The following is a 23,021-nucleotide window of genomic DNA, read 5'->3' on the forward strand; positions in this document are numbered from 1 at the left end:
GACCCGCTCGCGGCAGGGTTCGGTGAATAGCCTGCCCTCCCCCGGGTCGCAGGCTCCTCGCGATGCTCGGAGCCCGCTCCCGGCCAGTTAGCGTTCGATCAATCCCCTCGAGCAACCGATTGTCACTCGATTACAGAACGAGTCTGGTCTATTCTAGGATACCAATTCTCGTGAGCATGCTACGTCGTTCGGGAATTTCGATTTTCTTATTGGTCACGTCCGTGACGGACGCCTAACCGGGCGTTGGGGACGGCCCGACGACATCCAGTTTACCGGTTACAAACCCTCGACGATGCTTCTGAGCCGTTCGATCCGTTTTTCAGTGGGGGGATGGGACCCGAAGATCCGACGGGCGACGAACCGCCGGGTGCGGTCGAAAAAGCGGTGTTCCTCCCACGGCGGCGGGACGATCGAGAACGCCGCCGTGGAGCGGCGCTCGCGGAGGTCGTTCGTGGGACGTCGGTCGAGTTCGGTATCGAGCGTCTCGAGGGCGGCCGCCAGCGCCGCGGGATCGCCCGTGAGTGCGGCCGCGCCTCGATCGGCGACGTACTCGCGATAGCGGGACACGACTGCGACGCACCAATTGACGAGGCCGATGATTAGCCCGGCGGGAACGGCGACGAACGGGTTGGCGTTGTAGCGCTCGATTTGCGCGTCCGCGTGGGCCGCCGGTATCGACAGGGCCGTCACGACGGCTGCGTCCCAGTGCTGGAGGTGAGCGAGTTCGTGTGCGAGGACGGCGTCTAGCTCCCGGTCGTCGAGGATGTCGACGAGGCCCTGCGAGACGACGATCGTCGAACTGTCGGGACGGTAGCCGACGGTCGCGGCGGTTGGCGTCGGAGACGTTCCGAGGCGGACCGCCGGCGACGGCACGCCGGCCTGCTGTGACAGGCGATCGATACGAGCTTGGACGGCGACCCGCCGCTCCTCGAGTTCGGCCGTCGGGCGTTCGGGCACGCGAACCGAGTCCTCGACCTCGCGGAGCGCGGCCGCGTCGGCGGTACGTTCGCCGTGCCCGATCCAGACCAGGTGCGACAGTACCACGAGGACGCCGATGACGGCCGCCGCGTGGATCGGATCGACGATCGAGCGCCACGCGATCGTTTCGGCGAGGGCGAACCCGGCGAACGAGCCGACGAGGACGCCGGCGAGCACCGCGAGGTGTCGCAGCCGACTCCCGCTCGTTCGCGAGAGCAGCAGTGCCTCGCCGGCGCGTTCGACCGCGCCGGCAACCCCGTCGTGGGCGATCCGATCCGAGACCGTCCGCGAGGGATAGAGCCGTCGGGTCGCGGCCGCGAGGAGGTGCCAACAGACGAACAGCACGGTGAGGGCCAGCGAGCCGAGAAACGCGACCGCGAGCCACCGCTCGAGCCACAGCAGGACGAGCGCTGCCATGACCGTGACGACGCCGAATTCGAAGGCGACGACGACGAGTTGCCCGAGCGCGACCAGCGCGACCGCGAGGGCCATTCGCAGCCAGAGTCCGAACCGGACCCGCGTCGAGCCGATCATCGACCGCCACCTCCGAACGTAGCGGCCCCGACTGGCGAGTACCGACGGCCAACTCGTCCGGAGCGACTCACTGTCAGCTATTCGTCAGGGTCCGATTTCCAAGAACATTTCGAGTCGGCGACGGCTACCGATCGCCGAGGCGTTCGATGGTTCCCGCGAGCGTATCGATGCCGTGCTGGATACTGTCCTCGTCGACGTCGAACGTCGCGGTGTGGTGGCCGCCGGGGTGGTCGGTGCCGACGCCGACGTAGCAGGCGGTGCCGCCGTTTTCCTGGACCGCTCGCATGAGGAACGTCGCGTCCTCGCTGCCCCCGAGTTCGTCGCGCTCGAGGACGGTGTCGACCCCTGCCGTGTCGTCCGCAACGTCGGCTACGATCGAGACGAGCGCCTGATCGCTCGTCGCGCTCGGGGCTTCGGCTCCGATCTCGATCTCGACCTCGCAGTCGTGCATCTCGGCGGCGCTCCGGAGCACCCGACGGGTTCGCCGTTTCATGTACTCCATGAGTTCGGTCGTCTCCCCTCGAACCTCGGCCACGATCCTGGCTTCGTCGGGGATGACGTTGGCGGCGCTGCCGCCCTCGACGACGCCCGCGTTGACCCGCGTCGCACCGTCGTTGTGCCGGGGGATCCCGTAGAGGTTCTGCACCGCCGTCGCCATCGCCTGGACCGCGTTCCGCCCCTGTTCGGGGTGGCCGCCGGCGTGGGCCGACTCGCCCGTGAACGCCGCCTCGACGTGCGCTACTGCGAGAAAGCCGTCGATTCCAGCAACGATCTCGCCGGTCGGGTGATCGAGGCCGATGTGCACTGCGAGCAGAGCGTCGACGTCCTGCAGGTGCTCGCTCTCGGCCATCGGCTTCCCACCGCCGACGACCTCCTCGGCCGGCTGGAAGAACACCTTCAGCGTCCCCGAGAAGTCGCTCTCTGCGACCGCCTCGAGCGTGCCGATCCCGATCGTCGCGTGGGCGTCGTGGCCGCAGGCGTGCATCGCGCCGTCGTGTTCGGAGCGGAAACCCTCGGCGACGGGCCGGTGGGCGGGGTCGTCCGACTCCGACCGCGGCAGGGCGTCGATGTCGACCCGGAGCCCGACGGTCGGCCCCGTCCCGCGCTCGAGGACGGCGACCGCGCCCGTGTACCCGCCCTCGAGCCGCTCGAGAACGTCGTCGTCGACACCTGCGTCGCGGGCCCGTTCGTACCAGTGGGTGAGTTCGGCGTCGTCGGGAACTGCCATCCGGTGGTCGCCCGCGATGGCCGCCGGTCCGACGTGGAGGGCGGCGAGGTCGTCGCCGAGTCGGGCCTCGAGTTCGTCGACGATTCGTGCAGTGGTGTAGAACTCCCGCCAGGCGGGTTCCGGCTTCCGGTGCAGGTCTCGGCGCAGCGAGACGAGGTCGTCGGCCGTCATATCCCCACCTCGTCGGGAACGGTAAAAAGCTCTGCCGCTACGTTCGGGCGGAATCGGTGTCGAGACCGGGTCGCCCCGGGCGCGGGTCGGCTACTCGCCGCCGGCGATCGCGGCGACGAGTTGCTGGAGGGCCTCACCGACCATGGCCAGCTGTTCGTCGGCGGCGTCGAGTCCGTGTCGGGCGGCGAGATACTGCGGGTCGTTGTACGTCAGGAAGACGTCGCCGCCGTCCTCCCAGACCAGCAGTTTCTGCGGCAGGTCGATCGCGACCGATCGCTCCGCCTGCATCAGCGGCGTTCCGGCGGCCGGATTCCCGAAGAGGAAGAGCGTCGTCGGCGGGAGCGACTGCTCGACCGACGCCGCGTTCGCCGCGTGATCGACGGTCGTCAACAGCGCCACCCCGCTGGCCTCGAGCACCGCTTCGACGCGGGATACCGTCGTTTCGAAGTTCGCGTTACTTTCGACGGTAACGAGCCCCGAGTCGGTGCCGTCAGCAGCGCTTCCGTCGTCGGTCTGAGCGGTCCTGGCGGACGCGCCGGCGGCCGCAGCCGTCGTCGAAACGCCGGTCCCGGCCGCTGTGCTGGCCCCGAGTAGCTGAACGAACCGCCGACGCGCCGTTCCGTCCGAGTCGCGTGTCATACCGGATCGGCACACGAGACGGCACGCAGTAGTAGCACCGGTCATTTCGATCCACAACCGAACGTTGTGCCGTTGAAACGATAGGTGATGATCCGTCCGGTAGCGGACGGCGAGTCGTGTGGCCGGACCCCAGCACTCCGACTCTCCACGGGCTCGAGGGTCACTCCGGCGGTCGACGCTGTCGGATAGATCGCAGAGAGCGCCGTGGAGAGCGTCGGCAGTGACGGGCGCTCGAGCGAGACCCGCAGCTTCAGTTCCCGCGGCCAGCGCCGTGGATCTGCTCGACTTCGGCTTCGATGTGGACCGAGTCGGGGAAGTTCTGCGAGGCGATGTTGCGCGCGAGGTCGTCGTGGCCGTGAATCTCGAGTTCGCGAGTGAAGACGGTGTACTCCCACGAGGAGAAGCGACGATCGTCGTCGGCGTGAAGCCGACAGCGCTGCGGGACCGAGAGCCGTTCCGGCGGATGGGAGTGGGGGCCTTTCAGCGCTGCGCCCTTTCGTTCCGCGGTGGTTTTGATGTCCTCGACGATGCCATCGAGCGCGGCGCGATCGCCGCTCTGCAGCGTGAGACGGGTGACGAAGGTCATGGCTGGTCTGTCGAACACGTCCACGGTCGGCGCGTAAAAACCTGCTGAGACGCGGCGAGACCGATCACTGACGGGGAACGATTGCGGTCGACCGTTCGTCGCGGCCGGAATCAGTGTCCGTTGGACGAACAGTCCGATATTCTCTTAACGTCGCACCTGTTAGCCTACTTAATGGCAGTCGAAGCTACGAGCGCAGGCGCGATCCTCTTCCGCGATACGCGGGGCCGGCGCGAGTATCTTCTACTCAAGAGCCGCCCAGGCGACTGGGAGTTTCCCAAGGGCGGTGTCGAAGGAGACGAAGAACTACAGCAGACGGCGATCCGCGAAATAAAGGAAGAGGCAGGTATCGAACAGTTCCGACTACTCGACGGGTTCCGCAAGGACTACGACTACGTCTTCGAGGCGAACGGCAAGACGATCCACAAGACCGTTCACCTCTTCATCGCGAAGTCGTTCGAGGCGAGCGCGGAACTCTCGAACGAACATCGCGACCTCCAGTGGCGCGATTACGAACAGGCGGTCAACACCGTCACGCAGGACGGCCCTCGAGAGATCCTGGAGGACGCCCACCAGTTCTTGGACGAACGCGAGGAGGACGAAGAATAGCCGGTCTCGACCGCCCGTCGACGTAATTGGCGATGTGTGACGGGATGTCAGACTACTGTCGCTCTCTGTCGGCCGTCGCCGACGCTCGACTGATGCACGGAGCCGAGGCTCTCGACCGGAGACCCCGTTGGCCGCATATCTGATTAAAATGTAATTCGATATTTTATTTACGTCTCCGTGACCTATCAGCCGAAAGAATTTATTACTCTGGATGAGTCCCCTCGGTGTGGTCGAAACAACATGTTAGAAGACGGACTTTCGTATCCGGTTCGAGGCGATTGGATCGGACGAATACTCATCGGTGGGGTACTCTCGTTCCTCTCAGTTCTGCTGTTTCCCATATTCATTCTGATGGGATACTGGGTACGGGTGCTCGAGAAGACGATCGCGGGGGAGGACGAACCGCCGGAGTTCAACGACTGGGGCGACCTCTTCGTGAAGGGTGCGATCGGGACGGTAATCGGGCTGGCCTACGCGATCGTTCCGACGATCGTGTATTCGGTCGTCGTGTTCGGCCTGATCGGCGTCGGGGCCGGGATCGGCGGTGACGGCGGTGGACTGATCGCCGGTCTCGGCTTCATGACGATGTTCGCGATCATTCCGCTGATGCTGCTGATCTACTACATCGTTCCGGCGGGGCTGACCAACTACGCCCGCGAGGGATCGATCGGCGCGGCGTTCGACATCAACGCGATCAAGCCCATACTCCTCAGCACGGAGTATCTGGCGGCGGTGCTCTTCCCGATGGCCGTCGCCGTCGTTCTCATGATCGTCAACACGATCCTGGTGTTTACCGTCGTCGGAACGGTACTCGTGCCGTTCGTGGGGTTCTACGCGAACGTCGCGATCTTCCGCATGTTCGGCAGTGCGTTCGCGAAGGTCGGACTGACGAGCACGTCGCGCTCCGCTTCGGCTCCGTCGTCGATCTAAATTCGGGTCGAACGCAGCCGTCAGGATTCATTTTCGTCGTCGATGGCGGTTCGATCCCGACGCTCGTGATGAGCGCCGAAACCGGGACGAACGCACCGTAGCACACATACCGGCCGCGACCCTACTGCGGACAGTGCATCGGGAAACCGAGAGCGAATTCGGGTTCGAACTCCGGACCTGCCGGTGGGCCGAACGCGAGTGGCCGCCGGGAGCCGAAACCGAAGCCAAGACCGAGACCGACGGCGACGACACCATCGTCGTCGCCCGGCAGCTCGGAACCAAGCGTCGCCGCTGGGACACCATCGTCCTCGAGTGCGATCCCGACGCCCTCCGCCGGCGTGCGAACTTCGGTCCGGACCGGCTCGACGGCGACCTGCTCCACGTCGTCCGGAACGCCCCGGCCGAGTGGACCTACTACCGCGACGCGCTCCCACACCCCGGCTATCCGTGGCGGTACGTCCGCGAGGCGATCCACCGCGCCGACGACCGCGGGATCCTCGAGACGCGGAAGAACGGCAACCGCATCGAAATCCGGCGCAGGTGGGACTATCCGGACTGGCTCGAGCGAATCGTCGCGATCGAGAACAAACCGGATCTCGACGCCAGCGCCGCCCGCGCGCTCGGCTCGCAACTCGAGTACGACGTCGCGGTCGGGCTGGCCGACGAGGTCTGGGTTGCGACCCGGAAGACGGGCGAGCGCGTCGAACCCGCACTCCTCGAGGACCTGCCGATCGAGGCGGGTATCCTCGCACTCGACCCCGCGGCGTTGACCGCCGACGTCGAGTGGTATCCCCGCTCGCTCGCAGTCTCGGAGTCGGGAACCCGAATCCTCGAGCGGCCCGACGGCGGGCCGCGGGACGGATCGGCCGCCCGCTTCGAGTACGTCGATCCCGGGACGAAGGCCACGAAACGGCTCGCGATCGCCGAACGCGCCTACGAACGCGGCTGGCGCTCGTTCGTCGACACGATGCGCTCCGACTGTCGCTACTTCGAGTTACGGGCTCGCGATCCACGGCAGGCGCTGCCGTACTGCGCCGCCAAGGGCCGGTGCCAGACGGCCGCCGAGTGTGCCGGCTCCTGTGCCGCGTTCGAACCGGAGCCGCCGACCTGGCGCACCCGCGGCTGGCCGATCGAGGGCGGACCCGGACAACGATCGCAACGGGTCCTCGAGGAGCGCAGACGGCGACGGCGACCGGGGCTGTAGCGCCGGGTCGAGTGCGAACGATCAGTCGGAGACGGCGACCTCGAGGTCGTCGCGCTCGACGGCCAGTCGGAACGTGGGGACGGTGCGGTACTCGACCGCGACGACGTCCTTGCGGCGCAGGCTCTGGAGCCCCGACCGGACGTCCTCTGCGCTGGGATCGATATCGTACTCGTCGCGGAGGTTGTGGAGCACCGAGACGACGCTCTCGGACGGTTCGTCGGGGCCGGCGAGTACCGCGACGATCCGCGCCTGTAACTCGGGCACGCGGATCTTTGAGGGGGCCCCGTCGTCGGGATCGCTCTCGATCCCCGGCTCGACGTCGACCAACTCGGCCGCCTCCCCGGTCGCCCGGATCAGGCTGTTGTCGTCCCGGAAGTAGTAGTCCCCGAGCTCGTTCTCGAGGTACTGGTGGACCTCGCTGCCGCTGTCCATCCCCCATCGGTCCTGGAGCTCGGAATTCTTCGTCGGCTGTAGCTCCACGACGTCCGCCAACCGTCCTTTGGCCTCCTCCGAGAGCGTCATCGTCGAACCGTATGCGTATCCGGTACTTTTGCGTTGCGTCCCGGCACGGTCGCGTGGCTCTCAATCGGGCCCGCCGCCTCGCGCATCGTTACCCGATCTCGCCGACGAAAGACCGCAGGTCTTCGACGAACAGGTCGGGTACCTCCATCGCCGCGAAGTGGCCGCCGTCCGGCATGTCGTTCCAGTAGGTGATATCGTAGACCTCCTCCGCCCAGACGCGAGGCGTCTTGTACACCTCCGCCGGGTAGCGGGCGTGACCGGTGGGGACGTCGACGGCGTCCGGCGTCGCTGCGCCGACGTCGGTCTCGTAGTAGATCCGCATCGAGGAATTGATCGTCTCCGTGAGCCAGTAGACGCTGAGATTGTCGAGCAGGCGGTCGCGACCGATGTGGGACTCGAGGTCGCCGCCGCAGTCGCTCCAGGTACGGAACTTCTCCCCGATCCAGCCCGCGAGTCCGGCCGGCGAGTCGGTGAGCCCGTACGCCAGACTCTGCGGTTTCGTCGCCTGTATCTCGTGGTACGCCGTCTCCTCGTCGCGGAACTCCGCGGTCTCCCGGTAATCGGCCAGCCCCTGCTCGTCGAGCAGGGCCGTCGGGTCGTCGGCCTCGAGCGACGACGGGTTCAGAAACAGCATGTTCGTGTGGATCGCGTCCACGCGGTCGGGGTAGTTCGCACCCAGGAGCGCAGTGACGAGTGCGCCCCAGTCGCCGCCCTGTGCGACGTACCGGTCGTAGCCGAGTCGCGCCATCAGTTCGGCGACGGCGTCGGCCACCCGCGGAACGTCGTATCCCCGTTCTCGAGTCGGACCGGAGAATCCGAATCCCGGGAGCGACGGGGCGACGACGTGGAACGCGTCCGCCGGATCGCCGCCGTGGGCCGCCGGGTCCGCGAGCGGCCCGAGGACGTCGAGGAACTCTGCGACGGAACCCGGCCAGCCGTGACTCAGGACGAGCGGCGTCGCGTCGGGTTCGGGCGAGCGCACGTGATAGAAGTGCAGCGGCTGGCCGTCGATCGTCGTCGCGTACTGATCGAACGCGTTGAGTCGAGCCTCGAACGCCGACCAGTTGAAGTCGTCGCGCCAGTACTCGCAGAGCCCCCGAAGGAATTCCAGTTCAGTTCCGTACGCCCATCCGGCGTCGGGAAGCTGATCGGGCCAGCGCGTCCGGTCGAGTCGCGCTCGCAGATCGTCGATGTCGTCTCGATCGACCGTCACCTCGAACGGCCGAATCGAGTCGTCGCCGTCCGTCGTCATGGTGATCCCTCGATTCCCGCCCGTCCCGTCCGAACTCCGTTGGGAACTACTCGCATACCGTCCGCAACTCGGCCCCGCCACAAAGTAGTGTGGCGGCGCGCGGACTCAGTCGCTCCCGACGACCGGCACCGAGGCCGTCGTCTCGAGCGTCTCTTCGACCTGCGTGTAGACCAGAATCGTTCCGAACGCGGCGAGGACGGTCCCGAAGACGAACGGGACTTCGAAGCCGAACCTGACCAGCGCGCCCGACGACAGCGGGCCGGCCGCGATGCCGTAGCCGAAGGCCATCGTGAGCACCGACAGCTTCGAGCCTGACTCGCCCTCGCTGGCGAGGTCGCCCGCGAGCGCCAGTGACGGGGCAAACACCATCGCGGCGGCGACCCCCTGAAACAGCCGGGCCACGAACATCAGCACGGACGAGAAGAGAAACCCCTGCACGAGCGTCGTCGGGATCAGTAACGTCATCCCGGCGACGATGAACGGCCGGCGACCGTACCGGTCACAGGCCCAGCCGATGGGCGTCTGGAGGGCGACCTGCGCGATGATGAAGGCCGCGAACTGGAGGCCGAACCAGGTCGCCCCCTGCTCGAGGCGGACGTTGACCTGCGGCTGGATCGTCGAAAACAGCGCGATCGAGGTCGCCATGAAAAACGAGGCGACACCGAGCGTGAAGACGGGGTCGAGCAGGTTGGTGCCCGACCGATCGAGGATCGGGATCGAGAGATCGGCACCGGCGTTCGCGGCCGTCGAGTCGGCGTCGGAGACCAGTACCGTCACCAGCACGTAGCTGGTCGTCGCCGTGATCGCCGCGATGTAGAACGCGGCGTCGAATCCGGAGACGTGGACGCTACCGGGGAGTACGTACGGGCCGAGACTGACGACCGCTCCGGCCACCGCCGGGCCGGCACCGAAGCCGATCAGCCGGAACGTGTTGTAGACGCCCATATTCCCGCCGCGATTGCCGGTCGCCGCGAGTTCGTTGACGAGCGCGATCGACGCCGGAATGATGAAGGCAACGCTGATACCCTGGAGCCCGCGAATGACCAGCAGGGAGACGTAGGTCTCCGCGAAGACGTAGGCCACGTTCGTCGTCGCGAGGCCGGCGAGCCCGACCAGAATGAACGGCTTGCGCCGCCCCCGCCGGTCCGACTGGCGGCCGGTAAGCGGCTGAAAGCTGCTGTTGAGAAAGCCGAAAAGCGAGAGGATCAGCCCGGTAATCATCGACTCGCCGAGGCCGAACGCCGTCCCGCTCACGATCCCGCTGCTCACGTACAGTGGGATCACGATGATCAGAAACGAGTTCCCGATCCCGTCCGCCATCCGGGCACCCGCCAGCGCGAGCACCCGTCGATCCACGACGAACGGCGCGATACCCCGATCGACGACTCTCCGCATCGACTCTAGGTGCAGTATCCCGCCCGATTATAGTTTCGAATCGAAATGTATGATATCGAGATACTCCGCGCGGCCCCTACAGAGGTACAAGCCGCTGGCCACCGTTTCTCCGTCCATGACCGAGGTCAAACTCAGCCGCGTCGAATCCGTCTTCGAGGAACTCGAGTACCCCGTCACGAACGACCGGGCCGCGACCGAGCTCGCGGACGTCACGCTCCTGCTCGCGGACGGCGAGCGAAACCTTGGCGCGCTGATCGAACGAAGCGAGACCGACCGCTTCGAGTCGGCCGCCGATCTCGGGTCGGAGCTCAACAACGTCCTCCCGCGGGAGGCGGTCGGCGAGCCGTATCAGTCGGAAGGCGAGGGGTAAGTGGGGGAAGCGCTCCACGACGGGAGCGACGTCGACGCGGGAGAACGATCGTAAACAGGTTCCTTAAGTCGCTCGACCACCGTAGCCCGGACAACGATGGAATTCTGCGACGAATGCGGTTCGATGATGAAAGCCGACGACGGCAGCTGGGAGTGCGGGAGTTGTGGCTTCACGAAGCCGAAGGGCGACGCCGCCCAGTACACCGTCACCGACGATCAGGAGGCCAGCGAGATCATCGAGTCCTCCGGCGAGACCTCCCTCCCCGAAACCGACGCGATCTGTCCCGAGTGCGGCAACGGCCGCGCCCACTGGTACATGCAACAGATCCGGTCGGCCGACGAGTCCGAGACGCGCTTCTTTATCTGCACCGAGTGCGAGCACAAGTGGCGCGAGGACGACAACTAACGAAATTTTGCGCTGCGGTCTACCGCGAGCGAAGCACTGAGCGCTTCGCTCGCGATGTCCCTCGGCAAAATTTCGATCAAAAGCACTCCTCCCTCCCTTACAGGTCGGTCGTCGGCCCGCTCGCTCAGCCGTCGGCTTCGCTCGCGGCCGCTGTCGGGTGACGGCCTGCCCTCCCCCGAGTCGCGGTTTCCTCACGATGTTCGGAGCCCGCTCCCGGCCACCGCGCTCTCGATCAAGCCACTATTGAATCGACGTGTTGAATCGGTTATGTATCGTACCGGACCGAGGGAAAACGTAGAACGATCGGGGAAAATACGGTCTCTTCTCGAATACGATCGCTAATCGGAGCCCCGATCGTTGCACTGGCCCTCATTTACGTAGATTCGACCATCGGCCTCTCCGTCTATCGGATAGTGCTAGTCGCCTTTTTGATCTCGATACTACTCCACGAAGTGATACCGAAATCAGTAGCGAGGGTCCGCAAGGAAAACGACACGTGAATACGCGGTATGCTACTCGTTGCGCGCGACCGTCAGATAACCGGTGTGGCCGACCGGTGCGGTCGTCGGCCGCGACCCCCGCTCGTCGAACTGCATCTCGCGTTGAATCGTCTCTCGAGTAGTGACGTTCGACAGGCCGACTTCGCGGGCCGTCTCCGCGACCTCGCGCGTCGACTCGATGAAGGGGCTGTAGACCGCGACGAAGCCGCCGTCGACGAGCAAGTCCGGCGCGTGCTCGACCATCGCGGGCGCGTCGCCCGTATCGAGGGTCAGCACGTCGAACGACGACGGCTCGAGGTCGTCGATCTCCGCTAACACGTCGCCGGTTCGGACGTCGACGGCGTCCGAGACGCCGCCGAGCGCCATGTTCTCGCGAGCGACGTCGGCGAAGTCGGCGTCGCGCTCGTAGGTCACGACCGACGCGCCGGCGCGGGCCATCATCGCCGCGAGCACGCCCGTTCCGGTGCCGGCGTCGAGCACCCGGTCGCCGCGGGCGATCCCCGTCTCGCCGATCACCAGCCCGATGTCGCGGGGGACCATCGGCGCGCCCGTCCGTTCGAAGTGGTGAAAGAGGTCCGGGCCGCGCAGTCGACGCACCTGGAACTCGTCGCCCAGATGCGTCTCGAGGGTGTCGCCGGACTGCACGTCCGGGGGGACCTCGAGCACGCCGAGGTCGGTTCCCATCTCGTCGCCCGGTTCGACGAGGTACTCGCGGTCGCCGCGGACGAGCAGGACCGGCACGCGGTCGCCGTCGGGTGCCGTCTCGTCGTCGACTGCGTCGTCGTCCGCGCTGTCGGATCCGCTCACGTGCGCGTCACTCGAGGGAGCCGACTGCCGCGGCGAGATCGCCGTCGTTGTCCTCGAGGGCCTCGCGGGCCTCGTCCTCGCTCACGCCGGCACGCGTGGCGACGAGTTCGACGTCCTCGTCGGGGATCGACGGGCCGGCATCGCTCCCGGCGTCGTCGGCGCTCCCGCCGGCCGAGCCGGCTTCGACCTCTTCGGGCGAGCCGATGACCTGGTAGGTCTCCTGTCCGCGGGCGTCCATCTTGGTGACCTCGGCGTCGTCGAATACGAGGTCGTACTCGTCGGTGCGGATGATGACCTCCTCGGCGTCGATGTCCTCGACGTCGATGCCCATCTGTTCCATCATCTGTTCCATCTTGCGCGGGTTGAGTCCGCCGCCGCCTCCTCCGAACATACTCGGCACGTCGCCACCGGCGACCTTTTACTTTGTCGTTCGCTCGACGGCGAGGGAGACGACGGTCTCCGTCCGATCCGGCGCTACGACCCGCCTTCGGGGCGTGAGTAGCTCGGATCGAAGAGCTGTGCCGACATCGGTGCCGGGTCGCCGTCGGTCAGATTGTACGTCGAGAAGTCCTCGACGCCGGCCTCACGGAGGAAATCCTCGTCGTAGACGCGGTTCCCGGTGAATTCGGCGGGGTCGCGGTTCAGGATCTCCAGGACGGTATCCGAGACGATTTCCGGCGTCCGCCAGTCGTCTTCGGTCCCCATCTCGAAGTAGCGGGTCGCGCGCGTATCGATGGCCGTCACCGGCCAGAAGGAGTTGCAGCCGATATCGTCGCTCGCCAGTTCCTGCGCTAGCGACAGCGTGACGAAGGACATCCCCATCTTCGACCAGGCGTAGGCCGACTTCCCCGGCGCGCGATCGATCTCGACCGGCGGCGCGTTCGTCAGAATCCAGGCGTCCTCCTCGACGTCCCGGAGGTGGTCGATGAAGCCCCGCGAGACGAGGTAGGTGCCGCGCACGTTGACCTCGTTCAGGAGGTCGTACCGGTTGGCCGGAAGGTCCTCGACGCCCCCCATCTGGATCGCCGAGGCGTTGTTGATGACGATGTTGATCTCGCCCATCTCGTCGATCGCTTCCGTGACGGCCGCGTCGACGGCGTCCTCGTCGCGGACGTCCAACTGGATCGCGTGCGTGTCGACGCCTTTCTCGGCGCACTCGTCGGCCGTCCGGTGGATCGTCCCCTCGAGGTCGGAGTCCGAGTCGTCGACCGTCTTGCCCGTCGAGACGATGTTACAGCCCTGTTCGGCGAGCGCGAGCGCGAGCGCTTTTCCGATGCCCCGCGTCGTCCCCGTAATGAATGCGGTCTGGCCGCTCAAATCCGGTTTTCGTAGCATCTGTGCTAGGTACTACCACCCGTCTGGTAATAATGTATTTCAAACGGCCGGACCCGCAACCGACGTTTTCAACCGCGACTGGCGCGTGCCCTCTCGCAATGGCCGCCGAATTCGACGCCCTGCTCGAAGCCCTTGAGCTGAAAGACGAGCGCAGAACGGGATGGGTCCTCCGCGGGATCGAGTCGCCGGAGTCGGTCGCGGCACATACCTGGGGGATGGCGACGCTGTGCCTGTTGTACGCCGACCGCGCCGACGGAGACGTGGACCGTGAACGCGCGGTTTCGATGGCGCTGGTCCACGACCTCGCGGAGGCGCGGATCGGCGATATCGCGACTCGAGCCGACGACGCCGACCAGCGGGTGTCCGCCGACGACAAAGCGGCCCGCGAGCGAGCGGCGATTACCGACTTGCTCGAGCCGTTCGCGGACCGCGGCCCCGACTCCGATCCCGATTCCGATCCCGATTTCGATTCCGATTCCACCGTCGACGTCGTGGCGCTCTGGGAGGAGTACGAAGCCCGCGAGACGGCCACCGCACGGTTCGTCAAGGACATGGATCTGATCGACAACTGCCTGCAGGCGCTCAAATACGAACGCGAGAGCCGCTACGACGGCTCCGACGGGACCGACGCGTTCGCCGAGTACGAGGACCTCGACGAGTTCTTCGCGACGGCCGCCCCGCGGCTCCGGACGACGGTCGGCGAAACGCTGTTCGAGGGGATCAAAACGCGATACGAACGGGAGATCGGGCGGGAGTGTCGGTTGTAGCGGGACCGGTCCGACCGGGCTACGGCTCCACCGGTGCGCCCTCGCGCACGTTCACCGCCATCCCCGTCTCGAAGTCCCGAATCGCCCCGGCGTCGAGCTGCGCCGTCCCGACCGCGAGCAACTCGCCGCGCTCGTGGACGACCAGCACCTCGTCGCCCGGCCTGATCTCGTCGCCGACCTCGAGGACGAACTTCGCGAAGACGTTCTTCTCGTCGCGGACGAACGGTTCGCTCTCGTCGTCGACCACGACGCGGTAGGCGGGCGCGGCGAGGGCGGCGTCGAGCCGCCGACCGCCCTCGAGACCGAGGGTGAACCGGCCGTCGGTGCCGAAGGAGACGATCCGGCCCGCGTCGGCGTGGACCTGCTGGGGCCGGCCCGAGGTGGTTCGTTTGACCGTCAGCGATTCGTCCGGCGGGAACAGGGCCGCGCCCGCGCCTGCGCCGAACTGGTAGTCCGCGACGGTCCGGAGCTGGGGGAGGCCCGCGCTCCCGTCTGCTGGCTCGCTCATTGGCCGGGATTCGACGTGGTGGGTCGAAAGCCCTTCGACCTGACCCCGCGGGCCGCCGCTCGAGGCGACGCAGGCGAGACGGGCCGCCCGTGCGAGCGACTCGCCCAGCGGCCGGTTTCGTGCTGCGTGCCGGGAAGCGACCCGTTCGCCGGCGACCCGTCTGGGCGGACGAACGTGACCGAAATGGTGAACGTTAATATAATCGATTCAGTACTACCGACATCACATGGACGTTACGCAAATCGGTCTCGGGGTCGCCTTGCTCGTTCTCGGCACCCTGACGCTCGCCGGTCCGGCCACGTTCGTCACGGGCCCGTTCGTCTATCTCTTGACGGGTGCGACGCTGCTCGTCACGGGGTACGCGCTGGTGATCGGTCTCTGGCAGAACCGACAGCCGAACTAGCGCCGCCGTTCACGTCCCATCGCCGATCTCGGCATCGGGCCCGACCGACGCGGACGGTGGCCCGGTTCTGCGGCGAGGCGTCAGAGCAGGAACGTCTCGTGCCGGTCGCCGAGATCGAGGAACGAGTCGGACGCTTCGATGAGTTCCTCGGCCGTCGAGGACTGGAAGGCCATCACCTCGACGCGGACGCCCTCGTGGCGCAGGTGCGAACAGAGCCGCGAGAAGTCGCCGTCGCCGGTACAGAGAACGATCGTGTCGACGTGGTTCGCCAGCGTCACCGCGTCGAGGCTCATTCCGACGTCCCAGTCGGCTTTCTTCGTCCCGTCGGCGAAGGTCTTGATGTCCTTGATCTTCGGTTCGAAACCGATGTCGATCAGCGCCTCGAAGAAACTCTCCTCCTCGGGCGACTCCGCGCGGATCACGTACGCGATCGCGCGTGTAAGCTGGCGGTCCTGAACGGCCTTCTCGAGCAGCGCGGAGTAGTCGATGTTCCGGCTGTGGAGGCTCTGTGCGGTGTGGTAGAGGTTCTGGGCGTCGACGAGGACGGCGACGCGCTGACCGGGGTGAATTTCCGTCATATACTAGGGTGTCGCGGGCACCCATAAAAAATCGCGGCGTTCGGTTCGCTCGCGTCGCCACCGGCCGACCGCCGGTTAGCTGCGGAGCTTCTGGATGCGCTTCTCCGTCGGCGGGTGGGTCGCGAACAGCGTCTGCAGGAGCCCCGTCTCCGAGTTGAAGATACACAGGGCGCTCACGCTGTCGTCGACCTGCGATTCGCGGCCCTGTGCACCGGTGGAGATCTTCTCGAGTGCGCGGGCGAGCGGATCGCCGCTCCCGATGTACTGGCGGGCGTCCTCGTCGGCGACGTACTCGCGGTAGCGCGAGATGGCGAGGACGAAGATCATCACGAGCATCTGTGCGATGTTCGAGATGACCATGCCGACGATGATGCTCCCGATGTTACGCTCGCCGCCCATCATGTAGACCATGTAGGCGACCCAGCCGACCATCATGGCGATGGAACTGCCGAGCACCATCGCGAGGACGTCGCGGTTCTTGATGTGGGCGAGTTCGTGAGCGATCACGCCCTCGAGTTCGTCGCGCTGGAGGAGTCGAATGAGCTCCGTCGAGACGACGACGACGCCGTTCCCCTTCCGACCGGTCGCGAAGGCGTTGGGGACGCCCATGTCCATGACCATCAGTGTGGGTTTGTCGATCCCCATATCCCGGCACAGGGAGTCGGTCATCCGGTGAATATCCTGGTACTGTCCCTCTTCGGGCATCTCTTCTGCCCGTCTGGTCGCCGACCACGTCCCGATCTTGTACTGGATGACCGGCAACACGAGCAGTCCCAGTAGAACGAGGGGCCACGCACCGAAGCCGAACATCGCCAGGCCGAAGGCCCCGACGAGCATGTAGAACGCGAACAGGATCGATCCGACGACCGCCATTCGCACCTTCAATCCGAAATCTGTCATTGGTGATTGTAAGTAACGACTGCGGATAAATTCCGCGGAAGTGTGCGTCACGGTGTATCACAACTAGCGATCCGGTCCGATCGAAACGCAACAGATAAGTTAGTTCAGCGTTCCGTATCGGCTATGCGCCACGCCGCTCGTCCGACCGACGGTCCCGTCGTGAGCGGCGTCTGCCCTCGTTTTTCCAAACGGAAACGTGTGTGAGTGTGCTCGAGGCGGCGTGGCATCCCGTCTCGGGGACGATCCGACCGCGCACGGCTGCAGTCCACCGACTACGACCACCGAACGGCCACCGATCGGAACCGATACACCCTACCGATTGGGGGCCGACACACGACCCAACGACACCACCGACACATGACAGCTATCGACCTTTCGGGCGTCTTTCCCGCGATGTGCACGCCCTTCGACGAGGACGAACGGATCGACTTCGAAACACTGCAGGCAGACGCCAAGCGCCTCGAGGCCGCGGGCGTCGACGGGCTCGTCCCGGTCGGCTCGACCGGCGAATCGGCGACGCTGACCCACGACGAACACGTCCGCGTCGTCGAGGCGGTCATCGAGGCCGTCGACGACGTGCCCGTCATCGCGGGCACGGGCTCGAACAACACGCGCGAGGCGCTCGAGCTCTCCGAACGCGCCGCCGAGGCGGGCGCGGACGGCCTGTTGCTCATCTCGCCGTACTACAACAAGCCCGAGCAGCGCGGGCTGGTCGAGCACTACCGGACGATCGCGGACGCGGTCGACCTGCCCCAGATCGTCTACAACGTCCCCTCGCGGACGGGCCGAAACATCGAACCCGACACGGCCGTCGAACTCGCGAGCCACGAGAACGTCGCGGGCTTCAAGGCCGCGAGCGGCGACCTGGGACAGATCGGCGAGATCGCCGAGCGCACGACCGACGAGGACTTTGCGATCCTCTCGGGCGACGACGCGCTCACCCTGCCGGTCATCTCGGTCGGCGGAACCGGCACGATCAGCGTCGCCGCGAACATCGAACCCGAACGGACCTGTGCGATGGTCGGCGCGGCACTCGACGGCGATTACGAACGCGCACGCAATCTCCACCACGAACTCGGACCGCTCTTCCGCGGACTCTTCGTCGAGACCAACCCGATCCCGGTCAAGGAAGCCATGCAGATCCGCGGCTACGGCCCCGCTCGCATGCGTTCGCCGCTCACCCGACTGGCCGACGAGTACCGCGAGGGCCTCGAGGCCGTCCTCGCCGACCTCGAGCGCGACGAGACCGAGATCGCCGACGCGGCGGAGCGTGATCGATGACCGTCCGGCTCGGCGTCACGGGAGCGACCGGTCGCATGGGCCGAGCGGTACTGAGCGCCGCGACGGGGCGCGAGGACTGCGAAGTCGTCTTCGCCGTCAACCGGGACCCCGACGGCGAGAGCGTCGAGGGCATCGATATCGAGTCGGCAGCCGCGTTCGATTCGCTGGTCGCCGACCGCGAGCCGACCGCCGTGATCGACTTCACCGGTCCGGAGTCCGCGGCCAACTACGCGCGGACCTGCGCCGACGCGGGCGTCGCGTTCGTCACCGGGACGACCGGGTTCGACGACGACGCGTACGCGGATCTCGAGGCGGCCAGCGAGGAGACCGCGGTGCTCCACGCGCCGAACTTCGCCCGCGGCGTGCAGGCGCTGGTCAACGTCGTCGGCGAGGCGGTCCGGAACCTGCAGGGATACGACGTCGAACTCGTCGAGACCCACCACAACGGAAAGCGCGACGCCCCGAGCGGGACCGCGAACCGCCTGCTCGAGGAGATCGAAGCCAACGGAGACTTCGGCGAGCGCACGCACGGCCGCGAGGGCGAGGCCCCGCGCGAGGCGGGCGAGATCGGGGTCCACGCGCTGCGCGCGGGCGACATCACGGGTGAACACGAGATCGTTCTCGCGGGCAACCACGAGGAGGTTCGTCTCACCCACCGCGCCGAGGATCGCGGCGTGTTCGCCGCGGGCGCGGTCGACGCGGCGGTCTGGATCGCTGGACAAAAGGCGGGCTGGTACGACTTTGCGGACGTGATCGACGCATGAGCGCACTCGAGACCGAGATCGACGAGCTGTGGGAGCGCAAACGGAGCGGCGAGGTCAGCGCCGAGACCGCCGGCGAGGACGAATACGCGACGCTTTCCGCCTTCCTCGACGCCCTCGAGGACGGTGAGATCCGCGCCGCCGAGAAGTCCGGCGGCGAGTGGGAGGCCAACGAGTGGGTCAAGCAGGGCATCCTGCTCAACTTCGGCCTGCGCGCGACCGAGCCCCGCGAGTACGGCGGCGTCACGTACAACGACGTCCTCCCGCTGGCTGACTCGAGCGAGTACGGCGACCGAGGGAGCCGCAACACGCCGGACGGGACGGTCGTCCGCCGCGGCGCGAACATCGGCGCGGACTGCATCCTGATGAGCCCCGCGTTCGTCAACGTCGGCGCTCGCGTCGGCGACGGCACGCTCGTCGACTCCTGTGACACCGTCGGGTCGTGCGCCCAGATCGGTGACAACGTCAAACTCGGCGCGAACACCCTCATCGGCGGCGTGCTCGAGCCGGTCGAGGACGCGCCTGTCATCGTCGAGGACAACGTTTCGCTCGGCGCGGGCTGTCGCGTCACGAGCGGGTTCGTCGTCGGCGAGAACAGCGTCGTCGGCGAGAACACGCTGCTGACGCCGCGCATTCCGGTCTACGACCTCGTCGAAGAGGAGGTCCTCTACGGCGAACTGCCCGCCGATCGGCGCGCGTTCACCCGCTTCGTCGAGTCCTCGATCAGCGATCACGACCTCTTCGACGGCGGCGCGTACAAGCCCGCCGTCGTCGCGACGGATCTGCAGACGGAGACGCTCGAGGCGACCGAGCGCGAGGACGCGCTTCGCGAATAATCGTCGGTCGGCGTCGCTGTTCTTCGGTCGGCCGGTTCACCGTACCGACTCCGCTGCCGACGGGACCGAGAAGCGTACTCGATTCCCGACCGGAACCCAAACCTTGAATTCTCACCCTCCCCTGGACATGACAATGACTGACGCTGCGGCATCGGTGCCCGTCCGCCGCCTCTCCGACTGGGACGCGGCCGAACTACGGACGCTCGTCGACGAGTACGGCTCGCCGCTGTACGTGCTCGACCTCGACCGGGTCGGGGAGAACTACCGACGACTCGAGGCCGCGTTTCCCGACGCCGACGTCATGTACGCGGTGAAGGCGAACGCCCTGGACGACGTCCTCGCGGCGCTACTCGAGTGCGGAGCGGGGCTCGAGTGTGCCTCCGCCGGGGAAGTCCAGCGGGCGCTCGAGGCGGGCGCGTCGGGCGCGGACGTTCACTACACGGCGGTCAATCCGCCGGACCGAGATCTCGACTGGGTCGTCGACGCCTGGGCGGCGCATCCGGCGCTGACGGTCACCGCCGGCTCCGCGGACACGATCGACCGCCTCGCCGACCGCGGCTACGACGGCCGGCTCTGTCTCCGCGTGAATCCGGGGATCGGCGCGGGCCACCACGAGAAGGTGCGAACGGGTGCCGCCGCGAAGTTCGGCGTTCCGGCCGAGCGCGCCGTCGACGTGCTCGCGGACGCCGCCGACCGCGGCTTCGACGTCGTCGGGATCCACGCCCACGTCGGCTCCGGCGTCTCGAGCGATCAGCTCGACGCCCACCGGGAGTTCGTCGCGCGGATGGGCGACCTCGCGAGGGACGTGAACGAGGCGCTACGCGCCTCGAACGGCCGAACGGGGAGCGAGGCTGCGGACGGCCTCGAGTTCGTCGACGTCGGCGGCGGCTTCGGCGTCCCGTACCGCGAGGACGAGGCGCCGCTGGACCTCGAGTCGGTCGCGGCGGCGACCCGCGACGCGCTCGGCGCGGTCGACGCGCGGCTGACGATCGAGCCCGGCCGCTACTTCGTCGCGGACGCGGGTGTGCTCCTCACCGACGTGAACACCGTCAAGGACGCCCGCGAGACGACCGTCGTCGGCGTCGACGCGGGGATGACGACGCTGATCCGGCCGGCGATGTACGACGCGTACCATCCGATCCGGAACCTGACGGCCGACGGAGATGCCGCCGCGGGCGGCGCGGACGGCCGCGAGATCGTTCCCCAGACCGTCGCCGGCCCCATCTGCGAGAGCGGCGACGTTTTCTGTACCGACCGCGAACTCCCGCGAAGCGAACGCGGCGATCTGCTCGCGATCGGCAACGCGGGAGCCTACGGCTACGAGATGGCGACCCAGTACAACTCCCGACCCCGACCCGCGTCCGTCGTCCTCGAGGACGGCGACGTTCGACTCGCTCGCCGCCGCGAGACGGTCGACGACGTGACGCGGGTGCAACGCGAGGCCGGCACCGTCTCGCCGACGGACCGAAAGACCGACCACCACCGAACGAGCGATACCGACACCGACGAACGATAGCACGATGACTGTCCCATTCCAGAAGTACCACGGCACCGGCAACGACTTTCTCATTATCCACGCGGACGAACACGTCCCCGATCGGGGCGAACTCGCCGAGCGCGAGTGCGACCGAACCGACGGCGTCGGTGCCGACGGGATCCTCTTTCTCGCCCTCGAGGAGACGTTCGATCCCCCGCGCGTCGTGATGACGCTGGTCCAGCCCGACGGCGAGACGGCACCCATGTGCGGCAACGGCGCTCGCTGCGCCGCCGAGTGGGCGATGGACCGAACGGGGACCGACAGCGTGATGATCGACACACAGGCGGGCACCCTGCGCGCCGACCGCGACGGCGAGGACGTCGTCGTCGAGATGACCGACCTCACGTTCGATCCGGACGCGATTCCGGTCGACGCCGACGAGCCGGTTCTCCGCGAGGAGATCGAGGGGCTCGAGGTCTCGGTCGTCAACACCGGCGTCCCCCACGCCGTGAGCTTCGTCGACGACGTCGACGACGTGGCCCTCGAGGAGGTCGCACCGCCGGTTCGCCACGCGGACGTCTTCCCGAAGGGAACGAACGTCTGCGTGGCGAGTCCCGACGGCTCGGGCGGGTTCCGACAGCGCACCTACGAGCGTGGCGTCGAGGGCGAAACCGAGTCCTGCGGGACCGGCGCGGTCGCCATCGCCGTCACGGCGCGACGGCTCGGGCTCACCGACGCCGATCCGGTCGACGTCAGCCCGCCGGGGGGCGACCTGCGAGTGAGTTTCAACGACCGCGGGCGGCCGACGCTCGCGGGCCCCGTCGAACACGAATTCGACGGCGAGGTGGCAGTCGAGCCGCCGGTCGAGCCGTGACGGGCGACGGCTCCCCCGCCCCGGCCGAACGCGAGGACGAGGACGCCTTCGATCCGATCGCCTTCCTCGAGGCCGCCGTCCAGTACCCGTCCCACGACGGCGTGGGTCCGATGCGCGAGTACCTCCGCGAAACGCTCGCGGACCGCGGCCTCGAGGCTCGCGTCGACGACGGCGGGAACGTCCTCGCCAGCCGCGGCGTCCCAGCGGGCGAGGCCGAGACGCACGTCGTTTTGAACACGCACATCGATACGGTGTCTCCCCACGTCCCCTACGAGCGCGACGACGACGCCGTCGAAGCGGACGGGAGCGCCGTCGTTCGCGGCCGCGGGTCCTGCGACGCGAAGGGGCCGCTGGCCGCTCTCCTGTCCGCGTTCTTCGCAGTCGAGCCGACCGACGGCCGCGTCACGCTCGCGGTCACGCCCGACGAGGAGGTGCTCTCGACGGGTGCCTACGCGCTGGTGTCGGGCGACGAGTCGCCGACCCGCGACGCGGACGCGGTGATCGTCGGCGAACCGACCGATCTCGACGTCTGTACGGCCGCGAAGGGACGGTTTCAGGGAACGATCCACCTGACGGGAGCGAACGCCCACGCCGCCGAACCCGACACCGGCACGAACGCCGTCGCCGCCCTCGAGTCCGTCCTCGAGGCGGTTCGGACCGTCGACGAGCGCGCGGACGGGCCGCCGACCCACCCTCAGCTCGGTGCGGCGACGCTCACGCCGACCGTCGTCGAAGGCGGCGAGGCGACCAACCAGGTGCCCGCGGACTGCTCGCTGACGGTCGACCGCCGGAGCGTGCCGCCGGAGACGGCCGACGAGTTTCACGAGGCGCTGACCGCCCACCTGCGGGCCGCCGTTCCCGACGACGTCGGCGTCGAGTTCCGATTCACCGATCGGCCGACGCCGTTCCTCGAGGCCTGGGACACCGACCCCGACGCGCGGATCGTCGACGTCCTCGCGGACGCGGCCGGCGGGGACGTGCGTCCGTTTACCGCGGCGACGGAGGCCTCCTACTTCGCGGCGGACGCGCCGACGGTCGTCTTCGGCCCCGGCGTCCTCGCGGACGACGAGGGGGCCGTCGCGCACGCCCCGCGCGAGTACGTGCGAGTCGACGCCGTTCGCGAGGCGGCGCGGGCGCTCGAGGCGACACTCGCGACACTGCTCGAGTGACGACG

Annotated in this window: 26 protein-coding genes; 13 read left to right on the forward strand and 13 right to left on the reverse strand. The window is 67.3% G+C overall.

What is annotated here, in order from left to right; translation table 11 throughout:
* Window positions 1-276: 276 nt before the first annotated feature.
* The 4 genes from BMX07_RS19650 to BMX07_RS19665 all read right to left on the reverse strand — a co-directional run bounded on the left by BMX07_RS19650 (window position 277) and on the right by BMX07_RS19665 (window position 4,136).
* Window positions 277-1,512 carry a M48 family metallopeptidase gene (locus tag BMX07_RS19650; protein WP_090621284.1) on the reverse strand — a complete coding sequence of 412 codons (1,236 nt, stop codon included), beginning with the start codon at window positions 1,510-1,512 and terminating at the stop codon, window positions 277-279.
* 124 nt (window positions 1,513-1,636) lie between these two features.
* A complete protein-coding gene (locus BMX07_RS19655; RefSeq protein ID WP_090621287.1) occupies window positions 1,637-2,911 on the reverse strand; it encodes an amidohydrolase in 1,275 nt (424 codons plus the stop codon).
* Window positions 2,912-3,001: 90 nt separating this feature from the next.
* The gene (locus BMX07_RS19660) at window positions 3,002-3,550 is read right to left on the reverse strand and encodes a DUF302 domain-containing protein (protein WP_090621289.1); all 549 of its coding nucleotides are present in this window, start codon (window positions 3,548-3,550) and stop codon (window positions 3,002-3,004) included.
* 250 nt (window positions 3,551-3,800) lie between these two features.
* Complete coding sequence (locus BMX07_RS19665; protein ID WP_090621291.1) at window positions 3,801-4,136, reverse strand: uS10/mL48 family ribosomal protein; 336 nt, start codon at window positions 4,134-4,136, stop codon at window positions 3,801-3,803.
* 171 nt (window positions 4,137-4,307) lie between these two features.
* Between BMX07_RS19665 and BMX07_RS19670 the strand changes: the two genes are divergently transcribed.
* The 3 genes from BMX07_RS19670 (at window position 4,308) to BMX07_RS19680 (ending at window position 6,876) form a co-directional block, all read left to right on the forward strand.
* Window positions 4,308-4,742, forward strand: coding sequence for a bis(5'-nucleosyl)-tetraphosphatase (locus BMX07_RS19670; protein ID WP_090621293.1), 435 nt, complete (start codon window positions 4,308-4,310; stop codon window positions 4,740-4,742).
* A 240-nt stretch (window positions 4,743-4,982) separates the two neighbouring features.
* On the forward strand, window positions 4,983-5,672 hold the full coding sequence (locus BMX07_RS19675; RefSeq protein ID WP_090621295.1) for a DUF4013 domain-containing protein: 690 nt from the start codon (window positions 4,983-4,985) through the stop codon (window positions 5,670-5,672).
* A 133-nt stretch (window positions 5,673-5,805) separates the two neighbouring features.
* A complete protein-coding gene (locus tag BMX07_RS19680) occupies window positions 5,806-6,876 on the forward strand; it encodes a DUF5787 family protein (protein WP_090621297.1) in 1,071 nt (356 codons plus the stop codon).
* Between the two features lie 21 nt (window positions 6,877-6,897).
* On the opposite strand, the gene BMX07_RS19685 is transcribed toward BMX07_RS19680, so the two are convergent.
* The 3 genes from BMX07_RS19685 to BMX07_RS19695 all read right to left on the reverse strand — a co-directional run bounded on the left by BMX07_RS19685 (window position 6,898) and on the right by BMX07_RS19695 (window position 10,045).
* On the reverse strand, window positions 6,898-7,398 hold the full coding sequence (locus BMX07_RS19685; protein ID WP_090621301.1) for a DUF5797 family protein: 501 nt from the start codon (window positions 7,396-7,398) through the stop codon (window positions 6,898-6,900).
* An 88-nt stretch (window positions 7,399-7,486) separates the two neighbouring features.
* Window positions 7,487-8,650, reverse strand: a complete 1,164-nt coding sequence (locus tag BMX07_RS19690; protein WP_090621303.1) for an epoxide hydrolase family protein — start codon at window positions 8,648-8,650, stop codon at window positions 7,487-7,489.
* Between the two features lie 105 nt (window positions 8,651-8,755).
* Entirely contained in the window at window positions 8,756-10,045 is a 1,290-nt protein-coding gene (locus tag BMX07_RS19695; protein WP_090621305.1) for an MFS transporter, read from the reverse strand.
* Between the two features lie 115 nt (window positions 10,046-10,160).
* Between BMX07_RS19695 and BMX07_RS19700 the strand changes: the two genes are divergently transcribed.
* Window positions 10,161-10,415: a DUF5789 family protein gene (locus BMX07_RS19700; protein ID WP_090621307.1), complete on the forward strand. Its 255-nt coding sequence runs from the start codon at window positions 10,161-10,163 to the stop codon at window positions 10,413-10,415.
* A gap of 96 nt (window positions 10,416-10,511) precedes the next feature.
* Entirely contained in the window at window positions 10,512-10,820 is a 309-nt protein-coding gene (locus tag BMX07_RS19705; RefSeq protein ID WP_090621309.1) for a transcription factor S, read from the forward strand.
* 512 nt (window positions 10,821-11,332) lie between these two features.
* On the opposite strand, the gene BMX07_RS19710 is transcribed toward BMX07_RS19705, so the two are convergent.
* The 3 genes from BMX07_RS19710 to BMX07_RS19720 form a co-directional block, all read right to left on the reverse strand.
* Window positions 11,333-12,127: a methyltransferase domain-containing protein gene (locus BMX07_RS19710; protein ID WP_090621311.1), complete on the reverse strand. Its 795-nt coding sequence runs from the start codon at window positions 12,125-12,127 to the stop codon at window positions 11,333-11,335.
* 7 nt (window positions 12,128-12,134) lie between these two features.
* Window positions 12,135-12,518 (reverse strand): nascent polypeptide-associated complex protein, encoded by a 384-nt coding sequence (locus tag BMX07_RS19715; RefSeq protein ID WP_090621313.1) that lies wholly within the window; start codon window positions 12,516-12,518, stop codon window positions 12,135-12,137.
* Window positions 12,519-12,601: 83 nt separating this feature from the next.
* A complete protein-coding gene (locus BMX07_RS19720; RefSeq protein ID WP_090621316.1) occupies window positions 12,602-13,462 on the reverse strand; it encodes an SDR family oxidoreductase in 861 nt (286 codons plus the stop codon).
* A gap of 98 nt (window positions 13,463-13,560) precedes the next feature.
* On the opposite strand from BMX07_RS19720, the gene BMX07_RS19725 reads away from it, so the two are divergent.
* Complete coding sequence (locus BMX07_RS19725) at window positions 13,561-14,229, forward strand: HD domain-containing protein (RefSeq protein ID WP_090621318.1); 669 nt, start codon at window positions 13,561-13,563, stop codon at window positions 14,227-14,229.
* A gap of 19 nt (window positions 14,230-14,248) precedes the next feature.
* Here the strand turns inward: BMX07_RS19725 and BMX07_RS19730 are convergent, their stop codons facing one another.
* Window positions 14,249-14,737 carry a PUA domain-containing protein gene (locus tag BMX07_RS19730; protein ID WP_090621320.1) on the reverse strand — a complete coding sequence of 163 codons (489 nt, stop codon included), beginning with the start codon at window positions 14,735-14,737 and terminating at the stop codon, window positions 14,249-14,251.
* Between the two features lie 226 nt (window positions 14,738-14,963).
* On the opposite strand from BMX07_RS19730, the gene BMX07_RS24720 reads away from it, so the two are divergent.
* On the forward strand, window positions 14,964-15,140 hold the full coding sequence (locus BMX07_RS24720; protein ID WP_175480221.1) for a hypothetical protein: 177 nt from the start codon (window positions 14,964-14,966) through the stop codon (window positions 15,138-15,140).
* Window positions 15,141-15,220: 80 nt separating this feature from the next.
* Here the strand turns inward: BMX07_RS24720 and BMX07_RS19735 are convergent, their stop codons facing one another.
* The gene (locus BMX07_RS19735; RefSeq protein ID WP_090621321.1) at window positions 15,221-15,718 is read right to left on the reverse strand and encodes a LabA-like NYN domain-containing protein; all 498 of its coding nucleotides are present in this window, start codon (window positions 15,716-15,718) and stop codon (window positions 15,221-15,223) included.
* 75 nt (window positions 15,719-15,793) lie between these two features.
* On the reverse strand, window positions 15,794-16,618 hold the full coding sequence (locus tag BMX07_RS19740; protein WP_090621323.1) for a M48 family metallopeptidase: 825 nt from the start codon (window positions 16,616-16,618) through the stop codon (window positions 15,794-15,796).
* Window positions 16,619-16,975: 357 nt separating this feature from the next.
* Between BMX07_RS19740 and dapA the strand changes: the two genes are divergently transcribed.
* The 6 genes from dapA (at window position 16,976) to BMX07_RS19770 (ending at window position 23,016) form a co-directional block, all read left to right on the forward strand.
* A complete protein-coding gene (dapA, locus tag BMX07_RS19745) occupies window positions 16,976-17,899 on the forward strand; it encodes a 4-hydroxy-tetrahydrodipicolinate synthase (protein WP_090621324.1) in 924 nt (307 codons plus the stop codon).
* Window positions 17,896-18,663, forward strand: a complete 768-nt coding sequence (dapB, locus tag BMX07_RS19750) for a 4-hydroxy-tetrahydrodipicolinate reductase (protein WP_090621326.1) — start codon at window positions 17,896-17,898, stop codon at window positions 18,661-18,663. The genes dapA and dapB overlap by 4 nt, the downstream gene beginning before the upstream one ends.
* Entirely contained in the window at window positions 18,660-19,496 is an 837-nt protein-coding gene (locus BMX07_RS19755; RefSeq protein WP_090621328.1) for a 2,3,4,5-tetrahydropyridine-2,6-dicarboxylate N-succinyltransferase, read from the forward strand. The genes dapB and BMX07_RS19755 overlap by 4 nt, the downstream gene beginning before the upstream one ends.
* 133 nt (window positions 19,497-19,629) lie before the next feature.
* The gene (gene lysA / locus BMX07_RS19760; protein WP_090621419.1) at window positions 19,630-21,012 is read left to right on the forward strand and encodes a diaminopimelate decarboxylase; all 1,383 of its coding nucleotides are present in this window, start codon (window positions 19,630-19,632) and stop codon (window positions 21,010-21,012) included.
* Between the two features lie 4 nt (window positions 21,013-21,016).
* The gene (gene dapF, locus BMX07_RS19765; protein WP_090621330.1) at window positions 21,017-21,847 is read left to right on the forward strand and encodes a diaminopimelate epimerase; all 831 of its coding nucleotides are present in this window, start codon (window positions 21,017-21,019) and stop codon (window positions 21,845-21,847) included.
* On the forward strand, window positions 21,844-23,016 hold the full coding sequence (locus BMX07_RS19770) for a M20 family metallopeptidase (protein WP_090621332.1): 1,173 nt from the start codon (window positions 21,844-21,846) through the stop codon (window positions 23,014-23,016). Before dapF ends, BMX07_RS19770 begins: the two co-directional genes overlap by 4 nt.
* Window positions 23,017-23,021 lie beyond the last annotated feature (5 nt).

It is taken from the genome of Natrinema salaciae (genome assembly GCF_900110865.1).
In the GTDB taxonomy this organism is placed as follows: domain Archaea; phylum Halobacteriota; class Halobacteria; order Halobacteriales; family Natrialbaceae; genus Natrinema; species Natrinema salaciae.

Coding starts and splice junctions, on each gene's coding strand:
- BMX07_RS19700 (WP_090621307.1), top strand. CDS start 10,161: ATGACCGAGGTCAAACTCAGCCGCGTCGAATCCGTCTTCGAGGAACTC.
- BMX07_RS19660 (WP_090621289.1), bottom strand. CDS start 3,550: ATGACACGCGACTCGGACGGAACGGCGCGTCGGCGGTTCGTTCAGCTA.
- BMX07_RS19650 (WP_090621284.1), bottom strand. CDS start 1,512: ATGATCGGCTCGACGCGGGTCCGGTTCGGACTCTGGCTGCGAATGGCC.
- BMX07_RS19685 (WP_090621301.1), bottom strand. CDS start 7,398: ATGACGCTCTCGGAGGAGGCCAAAGGACGGTTGGCGGACGTCGTGGAG.
- dapA (WP_090621324.1), top strand. CDS start 16,976: ATGACAGCTATCGACCTTTCGGGCGTCTTTCCCGCGATGTGCACGCCC.
- BMX07_RS19705 (WP_090621309.1), top strand. CDS start 10,512: ATGGAATTCTGCGACGAATGCGGTTCGATGATGAAAGCCGACGACGGC.
- BMX07_RS19675 (WP_090621295.1), top strand. CDS start 4,983: ATGTTAGAAGACGGACTTTCGTATCCGGTTCGAGGCGATTGGATCGGA.
- BMX07_RS19695 (WP_090621305.1), bottom strand. CDS start 10,045: ATGCGGAGAGTCGTCGATCGGGGTATCGCGCCGTTCGTCGTGGATCGA.
- BMX07_RS19730 (WP_090621320.1), bottom strand. CDS start 14,737: ATGAGCGAGCCAGCAGACGGGAGCGCGGGCCTCCCCCAGCTCCGGACC.
- lysA (WP_090621419.1), top strand. CDS start 19,630: ATGACTGACGCTGCGGCATCGGTGCCCGTCCGCCGCCTCTCCGACTGG.
- BMX07_RS19665 (WP_090621291.1), bottom strand. CDS start 4,136: ATGACCTTCGTCACCCGTCTCACGCTGCAGAGCGGCGATCGCGCCGCG.
- BMX07_RS19735 (WP_090621321.1), bottom strand. CDS start 15,718: ATGACGGAAATTCACCCCGGTCAGCGCGTCGCCGTCCTCGTCGACGCC.
- BMX07_RS19725 (WP_090621318.1), top strand. CDS start 13,561: ATGGCCGCCGAATTCGACGCCCTGCTCGAAGCCCTTGAGCTGAAAGAC.
- BMX07_RS19720 (WP_090621316.1), bottom strand. CDS start 13,462: ATGCTACGAAAACCGGATTTGAGCGGCCAGACCGCATTCATTACGGGG.
- BMX07_RS19740 (WP_090621323.1), bottom strand. CDS start 16,618: ATGACAGATTTCGGATTGAAGGTGCGAATGGCGGTCGTCGGATCGATC.
- dapF (WP_090621330.1), top strand. CDS start 21,017: ATGACTGTCCCATTCCAGAAGTACCACGGCACCGGCAACGACTTTCTC.
- BMX07_RS19715 (WP_090621313.1), bottom strand. CDS start 12,518: ATGTTCGGAGGAGGCGGCGGCGGACTCAACCCGCGCAAGATGGAACAG.
- dapB (WP_090621326.1), top strand. CDS start 17,896: ATGACCGTCCGGCTCGGCGTCACGGGAGCGACCGGTCGCATGGGCCGA.
- BMX07_RS19755 (WP_090621328.1), top strand. CDS start 18,660: ATGAGCGCACTCGAGACCGAGATCGACGAGCTGTGGGAGCGCAAACGG.
- BMX07_RS19670 (WP_090621293.1), top strand. CDS start 4,308: ATGGCAGTCGAAGCTACGAGCGCAGGCGCGATCCTCTTCCGCGATACG.
- BMX07_RS19655 (WP_090621287.1), bottom strand. CDS start 2,911: ATGACGGCCGACGACCTCGTCTCGCTGCGCCGAGACCTGCACCGGAAG.
- BMX07_RS19690 (WP_090621303.1), bottom strand. CDS start 8,650: ATGACGACGGACGGCGACGACTCGATTCGGCCGTTCGAGGTGACGGTC.
- BMX07_RS24720 (WP_175480221.1), top strand. CDS start 14,964: ATGGACGTTACGCAAATCGGTCTCGGGGTCGCCTTGCTCGTTCTCGGC.